At 69.1% G+C, this 13340-nt stretch carries 12 protein-coding genes; 3 read left to right on the top strand and 9 right to left on the bottom strand.

The features are described from left to right. Positions 1-28: 28 nt before the first annotated feature. The 5 genes from NMI01S_RS18415 to NMI01S_RS18435 all read right to left on the bottom strand — a co-directional run bounded on the left by NMI01S_RS18415 (position 29) and on the right by NMI01S_RS18435 (position 6742). On the bottom strand, positions 29-514 hold the full coding sequence (locus NMI01S_RS18415; protein WP_062998895.1) for a hypothetical protein: 486 nt from the start codon (positions 512-514) through the stop codon (positions 29-31). 39 nt (positions 515-553) lie between these two features. Beyond that, complete coding sequence (locus NMI01S_RS18420) at positions 554-1336, bottom strand: alpha/beta hydrolase (protein WP_062998897.1); 783 nt, start codon at positions 1334-1336, stop codon at positions 554-556. Positions 1337-1385: 49 nt separating this feature from the next. Beyond that, the gene (gene pheT / locus NMI01S_RS18425; protein ID WP_062998899.1) at positions 1386-3887 is read right to left on the bottom strand and encodes a phenylalanine--tRNA ligase subunit beta; all 2502 of its coding nucleotides are present in this window, start codon (positions 3885-3887) and stop codon (positions 1386-1388) included. Between the two features lie 57 nt (positions 3888-3944). After that, complete coding sequence (gene pheS / locus NMI01S_RS18430) at positions 3945-5093, bottom strand: phenylalanine--tRNA ligase subunit alpha (RefSeq protein ID WP_062998901.1); 1149 nt, start codon at positions 5091-5093, stop codon at positions 3945-3947. A 230-nt stretch (positions 5094-5323) separates the two neighbouring features. Further along, entirely contained in the window at positions 5324-6742 is a 1419-nt protein-coding gene (locus NMI01S_RS18435; RefSeq protein WP_062998903.1) for a DHA2 family efflux MFS transporter permease subunit, read from the bottom strand. A gap of 145 nt (positions 6743-6887) precedes the next feature. Here NMI01S_RS18435 and NMI01S_RS18440 point away from each other — a divergent pair, with 145 nt between their 5' ends. Together NMI01S_RS18440 and NMI01S_RS18445 are read left to right on the top strand one after the other, a co-directional pair. Further along, the gene (locus NMI01S_RS18440) at positions 6888-7460 is read left to right on the top strand and encodes a TetR/AcrR family transcriptional regulator (protein ID WP_062998905.1); all 573 of its coding nucleotides are present in this window, start codon (positions 6888-6890) and stop codon (positions 7458-7460) included. 189 nt (positions 7461-7649) lie between these two features. Further along, the gene (locus NMI01S_RS18445) at positions 7650-10064 is read left to right on the top strand and encodes an MFS transporter (RefSeq protein ID WP_245716925.1); all 2415 of its coding nucleotides are present in this window, start codon (positions 7650-7652) and stop codon (positions 10062-10064) included. A gap of 130 nt (positions 10065-10194) precedes the next feature. On the opposite strand, the gene NMI01S_RS18450 is transcribed toward NMI01S_RS18445, so the two are convergent. The 4 genes from NMI01S_RS18450 to infC form a co-directional block, all read right to left on the bottom strand. Then, positions 10195-11061: a TrmH family RNA methyltransferase gene (locus NMI01S_RS18450; protein WP_062999784.1), complete on the bottom strand. Its 867-nt coding sequence runs from the start codon at positions 11059-11061 to the stop codon at positions 10195-10197. Between the two features lie 71 nt (positions 11062-11132). Next, positions 11133-11513 (bottom strand): 50S ribosomal protein L20, encoded by a 381-nt coding sequence (gene rplT, locus NMI01S_RS18455; RefSeq protein ID WP_025348785.1) that lies wholly within the window; start codon positions 11511-11513, stop codon positions 11133-11135. Between the two features lie 73 nt (positions 11514-11586). Then, the gene (gene rpmI, locus NMI01S_RS18460; protein WP_030518931.1) at positions 11587-11781 is read right to left on the bottom strand and encodes a 50S ribosomal protein L35; all 195 of its coding nucleotides are present in this window, start codon (positions 11779-11781) and stop codon (positions 11587-11589) included. Between the two features lie 66 nt (positions 11782-11847). Next, the gene (gene infC / locus NMI01S_RS18465) at positions 11848-12528 is read right to left on the bottom strand and encodes a translation initiation factor IF-3 (RefSeq protein ID WP_036500642.1); all 681 of its coding nucleotides are present in this window, start codon (positions 12526-12528) and stop codon (positions 11848-11850) included. 376 nt (positions 12529-12904) lie between these two features. On the opposite strand from infC, the gene NMI01S_RS18470 reads away from it, so the two are divergent. Beyond that, a complete protein-coding gene (locus NMI01S_RS18470) occupies positions 12905-13279 on the top strand; it encodes a DUF1844 domain-containing protein (protein ID WP_051042309.1) in 375 nt (124 codons plus the stop codon). Positions 13280-13340 lie beyond the last annotated feature (61 nt).

Here is a 13340-nt window from a genome sequence, read left to right on the forward strand (position 1 = left end):
GCTGTCCGGACCGCCGGACCAGCCGGAATCACACGTCGTCGCGCATCGACTTCCGGATCTCGTCCAGGCGTTCCCGCGCGGCTTTCTCCCGCGCCTGCCATTGTTCGTCGGCGCTGCGGCCCGCCGGTGTCTGCCGGTCGAGTTCGCCCAACCCCTGGGCGGTGCCGTAGCGCTGCTCGACCTTATCGCGAACTGACTCGAAAGTAGGGACTCCGGATTCGGAGTATCCGCCGGGTACACCGAAGCCTTCCGGCGGCAGCGGCACGCCAGAGCCCACCGCGACCTGCCCGAACCCGCCCGAGATCGGCGGCGGCACGGCGGCGGCGGCACCGGGAGTGTCCGAAGTCACATCAGCCTCGGGCTCGGCACGAGCGGGACGGGCCGCCAGTTCGACCGCGGCCAGATGCAACTTCTCCAGACCCGGCCGGCCCGTGGTCGCGGTGACCACGACCCCGAGCAGATCCTCATCCTGCAGCGCGGCGAGCAGGGCCGCCATATCACCGGTGTCGGACATGCACCCAGGCTACGCATCGCGACCGCGGTCCGGCCGATTTCACTCGCCGGTCACCGATTCCACGCCCGCGAGCACGTCGCGAACCCACGCCGAGACGGTTCCCGACCACCCGGGAATCGAGACCAGGGTGTTGTGCCCGGCGTTCGGGTAGATGAGCAGCCGCTTCGGCTCGGCCAGCGCCGCGTACAAGGTGCGGCCCATCTCGACCGGAAGCAGTTCGTCGGCCTCACCGTGCATGACGAACGTGGGCACCCGCAGCTCGCGGAGCCGCTGCAACGTCGGAAAGGCGTTCGGCACCAGAGGTTTCGGAATGAACGGGTAGACCGCGCGGGCCGCCTCGCGCAGACCGGTGAAGGTGGACATCAGAACCATCGCCGCGGGCGGATACTCGGTCGCCAACTCCGTGACGACCGCGCCGCCGAGCGACTTGCCGAGGTAGACAACCCTTTTCGGATCCACCCCGGACTGCTCCAGCAGCGCCCGGCGGGCGGCCCGGGCATCCAGATACAGCCCGCGTTCGCTCGGCCGGCCCGGACTGCGACCGTAACCGCGATAGTCGAAGGTCAGCACGTTCAGGCCCGCGGCGGCCAGCAATGCCAGGATCGGCGAGCGGTCGCCGATATTGCCGCCGTTGCCGTGGGCGTAGAGCACATGCGCGATCGGCTTCTCGGCGCGCACGAACCACGCGTTGATCCGGGCCCCGTCGTCCGCGGTGAGCCACAGATCGTCGTGCTCGAATCCGAACTGTTCGGGCGTCATGGTGATCCGACGTTCGGGATGGAACGTCAGCGCGTTGAGCACGCCCTCGGCCGGATGTCGCATAGTCCCTTCCTACCTGCGCGAGGGCCGGTGCGCGAGCCGGCTGCCGGTACTACCCGCGCAGCACGGCCCCGACCGCGTCGGCCGCCGCCGCGACCGCGGAATCGCGGGCGGCGCTGGCCTCGTCCTCGGTGAGGGTGCGGTCGCCGGCACGGAAGCGCAGGGCGTAGGTCAGGGATTTGCGGCCCTCACCGGCCTGGGCGCCCTCGTAGACGTCGAACAGGGTGATGTCCTCGAGCAGGTCGCCCGCACCGGTGCGCAGCGCCGATTCGACCTGAGCCGCGCCCACGGTCTTCTCCACACTCACCGACACGTCCTGCAGGACCGCGGGGAAGGCGGAAACGACCGGTGCGGGCCGGGATTCGCGCAGCGGCAGCGCGTCCAGATCCAGTTCCAGCGCGCAGGTGCGCGGCGGCAGCCCGCTGCGCTCGAGGACGGCGGGATGCAGTTCGCCGGCATGGCCCACCACCGTGCCGTCGACCAGCAGTTCCGCACAGCGGCCCGGATGGAACGGCAGATAGGCGGCGGCTCGGCGCTCGATGGTGACGCCGGCGGCATCGGCGACGGCATCGGCGAGGGCGAACGCGTCGGCCGCCTCGGCGACCCGGCCGGGGCCCCACGGGCCACGCGGTTCGCGCCGGCCGGTCAGGACGGCGGCGATGTGGACCGGCTGGGCGGGCAGCGATTCGATCAGCTCACGAACCTGCTCGTCGGTGGGGCGGCGGTCGACCGGCAGTTCGGCCACCCCGTGGGTGTCCGGTCCGGGCAGGACGACCTGCGCGATGCCGTAGATCGACAGATCGCGCTCGCCACGGGAGATGTTGCGCGCGGCCACCTCGAGCAGGGCGGGCAACAGCGTGGTCGCCAGTTCCGCCTTCTCCACATCGAGCGGGTTCAGCACGCGCATGGTGTCGCGGCGCGGATCGTCGGCGTCCAGCCCCCAGGTGTCGAACACCCCGGCGGTCATGAAGATCGGTGCCGGGACCTCCACACAGCCGGAGAAGGCGAGCGCACGGCTGACGGCGCGGCGGCGGCGCTGCACGGCGGTGAGACCGCGCCCGGCCGGAGCGGTCGGCAGCACCGACGGAATCTTCTCGAGCCCCTCGAGTCGCAGCACCTCCTCCACCAGATCGGCGGGCTGGACGAGATCGGGCCGCCAGCTCGGCGGCGTCACGACCAGCTGACCGTGGCCGGTCTCGCTGACGCTCACCTCGACGGAGCAGCCGATCTGCGCGAGCCGGCGCGCCGAGGTGCCGGTGGGATAGACGACGCCCGCGGTGCGGTCGGCCAGATCGATATCCATCCGGATCGGCTCGGTGGCGGGCACCGGGAGCCGCACGTCGGTCAGAGCGGATTCGACTGTGCCACCGGCGATTTCGGCCAGCAGAGAGGCGGCCCGATCCAACGCGGCGACGTTGATCTCCGGATCGACGACGCGCTCGTAGCGTTTACCCGCCTCCGAGACCAGCTTGTGCCGGCGCGCGGTGCGGTAGACCGCCAGCGGATTCCAGGTCGCGGCCTCCAGCAGGATATCGGTGGTGTGGTCGCCGACCTCGGTGCTCGCGCCGCCCATGATGCCGGCCAGCGAGATCACACCCGAATCATCGGTGATCACAACGTCTTCGGCGTGGAGCGTGCGCTCGACCTCGTCGAGGGTGCGCAGCGTCTCGCCGGTGTGCGCGCGCCGGATCACCAGCGGCCCGGTCACTTTCGCGGCGTCGAAGGCGTGCAGCGGCTGGCCCAGTTCGAGCATCACGTAGTTGGTGACATCGACCGCGGGCGAGATCGGGCGAACCCCGGCCAGCAGCAGCCGGCGCTGCAACCACCACGGGCTCACCGCGTTCGGGTCGACGCCGGTGACCCTGCGCACCGCGAACCGGGTGCAGCCGGATTCCGGTTCGACCGTCACCGCATACGCGTCGGCCTCGTCGTCGGGCAGCGTGCGCACCGCGGGATCGGCGTAGTCGAGGTCGAAACCGCAGGCGAGTTCGCGGGCCAGGCCGCGGACCGAGAGGCAGTAGCCGCGGTCCGGGGTGATGTTGAGCTCGATCACCGTGTCGTCGAGGCCCAGCAGTTCGTTGGCGTCGGCGCCCGGTTCGGCGGTGCCCGGCTCCAGCACGAGAATGCCGGAATGATCCTTGCCGATGCCGAGTTCGGCGACCGAGCAGATCATGCCGTTGGAGACGTGGCCGTAGGTCTTGCGCGAGCTGATGGCGAATCCGCCCGGCAGCACACCACCCGGCAGCACCACCACCACGAGGTCGCCGACCGCGAAATTGCGTGCACCGCAGACGATCTCCTGCAGCTCCGGCTTACCGATATCGACCTTGCAGAACCGGATCGGCTTCTTGAACTCGGTCAGCTCGGTAATCTCGGCGACCCGGCCGACCACCAGCGGGTGTTCGATATCGCCGGTGACCGGCCGCAGGGTGTCGAGTTCCTCGACCTCGAGGCCCACGCGGACGAAACCGGCGTCGAGCTCCTCGGGGGTCAGCGACCAGCCGGGGGTGGTCCGCTGCAGGGTTTCCGTCAGCCAGGACTGCGCTACTCGCACGTGACGTTTCGCTTCCTCGTATGAAGGTTCTCGGGTGGTGGGTGTGGGAGGCCCGGATCAGGCGCGGATGCCGAACGGCAGCGTGAAGCGCACATCGCCCTCGACGATGTCGCGCATATCCGGAATGCCGTTGCGGAACTGCAGGGTGCGCTCGAGTCCCATGCCGAAGGCGAATCCGCTGTAGACCTCGGGATCGATCCCGCTGGCGATCAGCACCTTCGGGTTGACCATGCCGCAGCCGCCCCATTCGACCCAGCCGGCGCCGCCCTTCTTGTCCGGGAACCACACGTCGACCTCGGCGGAGGGCTCGGTGAACGGGAAGTAGTTGGGGCGCATGCGGGTTCGCGTATCGGGTCCGAACAGCGCTCGCGCGAACGCGTCCAGCGTGCCGCGCAGATGCGCCATGGTCAGGCCCTTGTCCACGGCCAGACCCTCGACCTGGGAGAAGACCGGGGTGTGGGTGGCGTCGAGTTCGTCGGTGCGGAAGGTCCGGCCCGGGCACACGACGTAGATCGGCAGCTCGCGCGACAGCATGGAACGCACCTGGACCGGTGAGGTGTGGGTGCGCAGGACCTGCCTCGAGCCTTCCACGTCCGAGGCGTCAGGGCCGGAGGCGGTAGCCGAGCGTGCCCCCGCAGGCCCAGCCTCGGACGCCGATGTATACCGCGCCACATGGAAGGTGTCCTGCATGGTGCGGGCCGGGTGGTCGGGCAGGAAGTTCAGCGCGTCGAAGTTGAAGTGCTCGGTCTCCACCTCGGGACCCTCGGCGACCTCCCAGCCCATGGCGACGAAGACGTCCTCGATCTGCTCGGAGATCACCGTGATGGGATGACGCGCGCCGATCGGACCGCGCCGGGCCGGCAGCGTGACGTCGATCGACTCGGCGACCAGGACGGCGGCGTCACGTTCGGCGAGCAGCTGGGCGCGGCGAGCCTCGAAGGCGTCCGTCACGCGGCCACGGGCCACGTTCACGCGCTTACCGGCATCGGCCTTGTCCTGTTTGGGCAGCCCGCCCAGCGCCCGCTGAGCCAGCGCGATCGGCGATTTGCCGCCCATATGCTCGGTCTTGGCGGTGGCGAGCGCATCCAGGTCGGCCGCGGCCGCGAACGCCTTCTCCGCGGCGGCGGCCGCAGCGGAGAGAGCCTCTTCGCTGAGCGCCTCCGCCGGCGTCGCTGACTGCTCGGCTGCATCCTTCTCGTCGGCCACGATGGTTCGTCTCTCCCCTGGGCTGGTCGGGTCCGTGCGGTTACCTGCTCACGCGCATCGGCATCGGCACATGCGATACACGACTCCGCGATGCCAACTATTGTCGCTGGTCGAATCGTAGGCGATGTCGGCAGGCCGCCTCACACGGATATTTCCGGCAATACCGGACCGATACGACAGGCGCACCGCCCGGACATCCGAGCGGTACGCCTGTCTCTCCCGGGCCTGCCTTACCCGACCGGGGTGATCCGCCGCGGTAGCAACGCGGTCGCACCCGCACCGAGTGCCACGATCACCGCGCCCACCCGCACCGCCGGCGCCATGCCGGCGACGAAATCGGCCGGGCTGAGGTACGAACCGTAGGAGGCGAAGATCGACGCCAGTATCGCGACACCCATCGCCACACCGACCTCGCGGATGGTGTTGTTGGTCCCCGACGCGACGCCCTGATCGGCCGGCGGGGCACTCGCCATCACCACGGTCGAACCGGGAGCGAAGGTCAGGCCCATGCCGATACCCGCGAGCAGGAACGGCCCGATGAACGCCGCACGGGACATGTCGGCGGTGACGAGCGCTCCGATCCAGGCCAGCGCGGCCGCCTGGAACACCTGCCCGGCCACGATGAGGGTGCGCGCACCGATCCGGTCGACCACCAGACCGGCCAGCGGCGCGACCACCATCGGCGCCATGGTCCACGGCAACGTCCGCACCCCCGCCGCCAGCGGTGAGTACCCCTGGACGACCTGGAAGAACTGCGCGAGCAGGAAGATCGATCCGAAGACACCGACCGCGAACGCGAACGCCGACACGTTCATCACCGCGAACGCCCGGGAGCGGAACAGCCGCATCGGCAGCATCGGCGCCGGTGAGCGCAGTTCCCATCCGACGAACGCGATCAGGGACAACCCACCTGCGACCAGCGTGGCGAGAACGGGTGCCGAGGTCCAGCCGTCGTCGGCGCCGTGCACCACGCCCCAGACGATCGAGAGCACGCCACCGGCCGAGAGCACCAGCCCCAGCGGATCCAATCGCTTTCCGCCGCCGAATGATTCGCCCAGCACCCGCGCCACGAACGGCAGTGCCAGCACGCCGATCGGCACGTTGAGCCAGAAGATCCACTGCCAGCTCAGTCCGTCGACCACCAAGCCGCCGACCACCGGGCCGACCGCGATGCCGAGCCCGGAGATTCCACCCCAGATCCCGATCGCGGCGCTGCGCTTGGCGACCGGCACCGCATTCGCCAGCAGCGTCAGCGACAGCGGCATCACCGCGGCGCCACCGAAGCCCTGAACCGCCCGGGCGAGGATGAGCATCCACGGCTCGGTCGCCAGCGCGCACGCCGCCGAGGCCGCGGTGAACAGCGCGATTCCCGCCAGGTACATCCGGCGGCGGCCGAACCGGTCACCCAGCGCCGACGCGGTGAGCAGCAGCGACGCGAACGACAGTGTGTAGGCGTTGACGAACCATTGCAGGTCGGCCAGGGACGCGCCCAGTTCCGTGCGGATCACCGGGAGCGCGTTCGTCACGACCAGGTTGTCCAGGGTGACCATGAACATCGGGATGCCGACGGCGGCCAGGACGGCGCCGAGCGGCCGGGCGACGGGGCCGGACGTACCGGCGCGGGGTGTGGTTTCGAGGGTGGTGGTCATCGCAGATCCTTTGTTGTTATCGACTGATAACTTGATGCGAAAAGAGTATGCATCCACTGATAACATGTCAACAGGCGACGGTGCCGGATCCCGACTTCCGAATGCCCCGCGCTACCGTGACCGACGGACAATCGCGAGGAGGACCATGGCGGACTCGACCCGCACCCGCCTGACCGCGGCCGAGCGCAGCGAGCAGGTACTGGCCGCCGCGGTCACCGCCTTCGCCGAAAGCGGTTACGCCGCAACGAAAACCGATGAGATAGCGCGACTCGCCGGAGTGTCGCAGCCGTATGTGATCCGGTTGTTCGGCACCAAGGAACGATTGTTCGTGGCGGCGGTCAACCAGGCCTGCGGGCGGATCGAAGAGGTGTTTCGCACCGCGCGCGGCGATGCCACCGCACACGCCACCCCGCAGCAAGCGCTGAAGGCGCTCGGCAAAGGCTACGAGGTCTTTCTCGCCGAACGCGAATTGCCGCTGATCATGTTGCACGGCTTCTCCGCCAGCGCCGATCCGGCAATCGGCGACCACGTCCGCGAGCGTTTCGGCCGCATCTACGACCTGGTCCGCGAACTCACCGGCGCCGACGCCGACGATGCCCGGCAGTTCATGGCCACCGGCATGCTCATCACGGTGATGACGGCGATGCAGGTGATCGGACCCGATGCGGTGCCGACCCGCTGGGCCGAGGAAATCAACGCCTGCCTTCAGGACGACTGACCAGGCGTTTCGTCCTCTTCTCCGCGATGTGATCGAGCACACCGCCCTGTCGGCCTTTGCGCAGCGTTCTCACAGGATTATAGTTACTTTCGTTAATCAACTTGTTTGATATCCCCCGAACACCTCTTGCTGCGGCGACATCGGCACCACCGGCCGACCGCCGCATCGACCGCTTCCGGAAAGAGAACGATGGCAATCACCTCTGCGAACGACGCCGCGCGCAGATCCCCAGAAACGGGTGAAACGGCGGCGATGACGCACCGGCAGATCATGGAGGCCCTCTCCGGCCTGCTGCTGGGCATGTTCGTCGCGATCATCTCCTCCACGATCGTGACCAATGCGCTGCCGAAGATCATCGGCACGCTGGGCGGCGGGCAGTCCGCCTACACCTGGGTCGTCACCGCCTCCCTGCTCGCGATGACGGCCACCACCCCGCTGTGGGGCAAACTCGCCGACCTGTTCAGCAAGAAGGCACTCGTCCAGATCGCCCTGCTGATCTACGTGGCCGGTTCGGTGGTCGCGGGCCTGTCACAGAATCCGGGCATGCTGATCGCCTGCCGCGCGGTGCAGGGCATCGGCGCGGGCGGTCTGTCCGCTCTGGCCCAGATCGTGATGGCCGCGATGATCTCGCCGCGCGAACGCGGCCGCTACAGCGGCTACCTGGGCGCGGTGTTCGCGGTGGCGACCGTCGGCGGCCCGCTGCTCGGCGGTGTCATCACCGACACCAGCTGGCTGGGCTGGCGCTGGTGTTTCTACGTCGGTGTGCCCTTCGCGGTGGTCGCGCTGATCGTGCTGCAGCGCACGCTGCGTCTGCCCGTCACCAGGCGCGAGGTGAAGGTCGACTGGCTGGGCGCCTTCCTGGTCACCGCGGCGGTGTGCCTGCTGCTGGTGTGGGTCACCTTCGCCGGCGACAAGTACGCGTGGGCCTCGTGGCAGACCCTGGTCATGGTGCTCGGCGCCGTCGCACTGGCCGTGCTGTTCGTCTTCGCCGAACTGCGGGCCGCCGAGCCGATCGTTCCGATGCACCTGTTCGCCAACCGCACCATCAGCCTCGCCTCGGCCGCCTCGCTGTTCATCGGCGTCGCGATGTTCGCCGGCACCGTGTTCTTCAGCCAGTACTTCCAGCTGGCGCGCGGCGAATCGCCCACGATGTCGGGCATCATGACCATCCCGATGATCGGCGGCCTGTTCATCTCGTCCACGGTGTCGGGTCAGATCATCACCCGCACCGGCCGGTGGAAGGCGTGGCTGGTCACCGGCGGCTTCCTGGTGACCGCCGGCCTGGGCCTGCTCGGCACCATCCGTTACGACACCAACTACTGGCTGGTGGCGATCTACATGGCGATGATGGGCCTGGGCATCGGTATGACGATGCAGAACCTGGTGCTGTGCACCCAGAATCAGGTGGCGCCGCACGAACTGGGCGCGGCCAGCTCGCTGGTCACGTTCTTCCGCAGCCTCGGCGGCGCGATCGGCGTCTCGGCGCTCGGCGCGGTGATGGCCGAACGGGTGAAGGACTACATCAGCGACGGGCTGAGCCACCTGAATCCGGCCGCGGCGCAGGCCATGGGCGGCGGCAGCCAGATCCCGGACATCTCCGCACTGCCCGGCCCGGTTCGCACGGTCGTCGAGGACGGCTACGGTCACGGCATCGCCGATGTGTTCCTCATCGCGGCGCCCATCGCGCTGGTCGCCTTCCTGCTGACCCTGTTCATCAAGGAGGTCGCGCTGCGGACCACCGGCGCGCTGGCTCAGGCCGCCGAATCCGGACCGGAACCGGTGCTCTCGGCCCAGATCATGGCCGAGGATGCCTCGGGCCTGGTGCCGGAGGAGTTCGTGAGCACCGGAATCACGATCCACGGCCGCGTCCAGGCCGGGGACGGCTCACCGGTGACGCGCACCGCGCTCACCCTGATCTCCCCCACCGGCCGTCAGATCGGCCGTGCCATCGCCCGCGGCGACGGGCACTACACGCTCGACGCACCGGAGCCCGGTTCCTATGTGCTGATCGCCTCGGCCGACGGATTCCAGCCACAGGCCACGCCGATCACCGTGGGTGCGCGACCGCTCGAACACGATGTGCGCCTGAGCGGTATGAGCGGATTGGCCGGCACCGTGCGAGCGGCCGACGACGGCACACCGGTGCCCGATGCGCTGGTGATCGTCACCGACAGCCGCGGCGACGTCCTGGCCGCGGGCGCGTCCGGCCCCGAGGGCGACTACGCGCTGACCGAACTGGTTCCCGGACCGGTGACCGTCGCGGTCAACGCCGCCACGTTCCAGCCGGTCGCGTTGCCGGCGGAAGTCGCGGGCCAGGGCATCACCCAGCTCGACGTGGTGCTCTCGCGGGGCGCCCAGCTACGAGGTGTCGTGCACGGCGCCCACGGTCCGCTGCGCGATGCCCGGGTGACCCTCGTCGATGCGGGGGGTGCGGTGATCGACAGCACCACCACCGACGCGGACGGCAGCTACCTGTTCGCCAACCTGGCGGTCGGCGACTACACGGTCGTGGCGGCCGGTTATCCGGCGACCACCTCCACGCTGACCCTGGCCGCGGGCACCGGTGACGACCACGTGATCGAGTTGGCGCACCCGCGCGACTGATCGCCCCCGCTGTGGGCGCCGGATTCGACAATCCGGCGCCCACAGCCATATTCGAGGCACGACGTGCGGAGCCGGTGGAACGGTTCCGCGCCGGTGCGGGTGATCGGCGACTCGGTGACCGCCGAACCCGTCAGCGGTGGCGGACCCGGGCGTCGGCGTAGAGGCAGATCGCGGCGGCGGCGGCCAGGTTCAGGCTTTCCGCTCGGCCGTGGATGGGGATGCGGATGCGATGGTCGGCACGAGCGGCGACGGCGGGATCCAAACCGTGCGCCTCGTTGCCGAAAAGCCATGCGGTGCCGCCGGATTCGCCTGCGGTACGCAGCAGGTCGTCGGCGTCGTCGAGATCGACCTCACCCCGCGCGGTCGTCGCGAGTACGGTGATGTCGTTGTCGCGCAGCGCGTTCAGTACGGCATCGATATCGCGGTCGCGCGCGATCGGCACGTGGAACAGGCTGCCGGCGCAGGCACGCACACATTTGCCGTTGTGCGGATCCACCGAATCACCCGCCAGCACCACACCATCGGCACCGACCGCGTCTGCCACGCGAATCAGGGTTCCGGCATTTCCGGGGTCGGCGATCTCGACCGGAACGGCGAGCAAGCGGGAAGCCGAGGCAACCTTTCCGGAAACAGGCCCGGACTCCGCGGCCGCCGCCGCACCCGGCACCTCTCCGCGCGGCGAAACAACCTGTGCCAGTGGCCGATCGACGAGGCGGCAGACCGCGACCAATCCGGGCGGGGTGACCGTCTCACCCAAGTGTTCGGCGGCGCGCTCGCTCACCAGCGTGGTGCGGACCCCGAGCGCGGCGGCCGTGGCCACCAGTTCGTGTTCGCGTTCGGCGGCGCGATTCGAGTAGAACAGCTCCTCGACCCGCTCGGTATCCAGGGCCGCGGCCACGGAATTGGCGCCTTCGGCCAGGAACAGGCCGGTTTTGCGGCGCGATGCGGAGCGGTGCAGTTTGACAGCGGAAACGACCCGCGGATTGCGTTCCGACAGTTCCGGATTCGTCCGGTCGCCGGATCCGCGCTCCGCGGGTCGTTTCGACGTGTTGGTCAACTGGTCGCGACTCAGGCGGCCGGGGCGTTGACATCCTCCGGCAGGGCGGCCTTGGCCACCGCCACCAGGCCGGCGAACGCCTCGGCGTCGGAGACGGCGAGCTCGGCGAGGATCTTGCGGTCGACCTCGACGCCCGCGGCCTTCAGGCCCTGGATGAAGCGGTTGTAGGTGATGTCGTTGAGCCGAGCCGCGGCGTTGATGCGCGCGATCCACAGCTTGCGGAAGTCACCCTTGCGCGCCCGGCGGTCCCGGTAGGCGTAGGTGAGCGAGTGCAGCTGCTGTTCCTTGGCCTTGCGGTACAGCCGCGAGCGCTGCCCGCGGTAGCCCTTGGAGGCCTCGAGCACGGAACGGCGCTTCTTCTGAGCGTTGACGGCCCTTTTGACGCGTGCCACTGGTCAGTCCTTGTTCGATCGAGGGGCGCGGCGGCGCCCACAGGTTGGGAGAGGGAACGGTGCGCGAGCGCGCTCAGATACCGAGCAGCTTCTTCACGCGACGGACGTCAGCGGGCGCGACGACCTCCGTGCCGTCCAGACGACGAGTCCGGCGGCTGGACTTGTGCTCGAGCAGGTGGCGACGGTTCGCCTGCTGGCGCAGCAGCTTGCCGCGACCGGACACCTTGAATCGCTTCGAGGTGCCGCTGTGGCTCTTCATCTTCGGCATGGATTCCTCAATCTTGTCTCGTTCCGGCGGTATCGCGTCGTGCGATACCGCCGGTGCTGTATCGGTTTACTGCGGGCTGGCCGCTTCGGCTTCCGGCGCGGGCGCCGAACCGGCCGCAGCGTCGCCCCCAGCGGGCGCGGAACTGCCCGGCGCCGAACCACGCTGCGCGGTCTGCTGCGCGGCGGTCTGCGCCTTCACCCGGGTCTTCGCGCCCTTGTGAGGTGCGAGGACCATCGTCATGTTCCGGCCGTCCTGCTTGGCGGAGGTCTCCACGAAGCCGAGGTCGGCGACATCGGAGGCCAGCCGCTGCAGCAGCCGGAAACCGAGTTCGGGACGCGACTGCTCGCGGCCACGGAACATGATGGTGACCTTGACCTTGGACCCGGCCTCGAGGAACCGCATCACGTGTCCCCGCTTGGTCGCGTAGTCGTGGTCATCGATCTTCGGACGGAGCTTCTGCTCCTTGATCACGGTCTGCTGCTGGTTCTTGCGGGACTCGCGCGCCTTCTGCGCGGTCTCGTACTTGAACTTGCCGTAGTCCATGATCTTGCAGACCGGTGGACGCGCGTCCGGTGCGACCTCGACGAGGTCGAGGTCAGCCTCTTGGGCGACGCGTAGTGCATCTTCAACACGCACGATCCCCACCTGCTCACCCCCCGGTCCGATGAGTCGGACCTCGGGCACGCGGATGCGATCGTTGATGCGGGTCTCAGTGCTGATGGGGCCTCCTAGGTCAAGCGGTGTCATCCAACGACCGCGAGCAACAACTGCAACCCCATACCCAACACGAAAGCCCCGTTGCGGTATTTCACCGCCACGGGGCCCGAATGTCGACCGGTCGCCGCGGGCGTCCACCAACAGGACTGCCACCTCGACCTCGCCACGGACGGATCCGAACGAGAACCCGCCGCATACGGCGGGTGACCGGACCATCGAACCTGGCACGCAGGCCGGCCGATGGTGGGAGTCGGGCTCCACTTACAGCCCCGAACCGGTGCACTGGATCGGTTCCAGCACAGGACCGGGGCGGTCGTCGCCGACCACTTTAACACCGCAGGCGCCCCTACTCCCAATCGGCCGCCCCCGCAACCCGTCGACGCGAACTCGATGACATGCTACGGATATGAGCGAGCATGCCGGCGACCCGTCGGCCCTGAGTGAGTCCGCGGATCAGGAAACGGTGCGGGAGCTGGCCGACATCCCCGCCGTCGAGGTGATCAGCCGGGCCGCGGTGATGCTGATGAGCTCGGCCGCCGAGAAGCTCGGCCTCGCCGACGAGGATCCCGACTCCAGCCCTCGCCGCGATCTGGACGAGGCCCGCCGTGTGATCACCGCCCTCGCCGGCCTGGTGACGGCGTCGGTCGAATATCTGGGCCCGCACGCCGGACCCATCCGCGAGGGTCTGCAGTCGCTGCAGCGCGCGTTCCGGGAGTCGTCGGCGCATCCGGATGCGCCGGGTGCGGGACCGGGCGAGAAGTACACCGGTCCGGTCTACTGAGCCGAGCTCCTGTTCGGCGAAGTCGTCCCGCGGCGTCCCGGGCGCGGGGCAACGGCGGGAT

The organism is Nocardia mikamii NBRC 108933 (assembly GCF_001613505.1).
In the GTDB taxonomy this organism is placed as follows: domain Bacteria; phylum Actinomycetota; class Actinomycetes; order Mycobacteriales; family Mycobacteriaceae; genus Nocardia; species Nocardia mikamii.

Excerpts from the sequence above, each read along its gene's own strand:
- NMI01S_RS18415 (WP_062998895.1), bottom strand. The coding sequence starts at position 514 with ATGTCCGACACCGGTGATATGGCGGCCCTGCTCGCCGCGCTGCAGGAT.
- NMI01S_RS18420 (WP_062998897.1), bottom strand. The coding sequence starts at position 1,336 with ATGCGACATCCGGCCGAGGGCGTGCTCAACGCGCTGACGTTCCATCCC.
- NMI01S_RS18435 (WP_062998903.1), bottom strand. The coding sequence starts at position 6,742 with ATGACCACCACCCTCGAAACCACACCCCGCGCCGGTACGTCCGGCCCC.
- NMI01S_RS18440 (WP_062998905.1), top strand. The coding sequence starts at position 6,888 with ATGGCGGACTCGACCCGCACCCGCCTGACCGCGGCCGAGCGCAGCGAG.
- NMI01S_RS18445 (WP_245716925.1), top strand. The coding sequence starts at position 7,650 with ATGGCAATCACCTCTGCGAACGACGCCGCGCGCAGATCCCCAGAAACG.
- rpmI (WP_030518931.1), bottom strand. The coding sequence starts at position 11,781 with ATGCCGAAGATGAAGAGCCACAGCGGCACCTCGAAGCGATTCAAGGTG.
- infC (WP_036500642.1), bottom strand. The coding sequence starts at position 12,528 with ATGACACCGCTTGACCTAGGAGGCCCCATCAGCACTGAGACCCGCATC.
- NMI01S_RS18470 (WP_051042309.1), top strand. The coding sequence starts at position 12,905 with ATGAGCGAGCATGCCGGCGACCCGTCGGCCCTGAGTGAGTCCGCGGAT.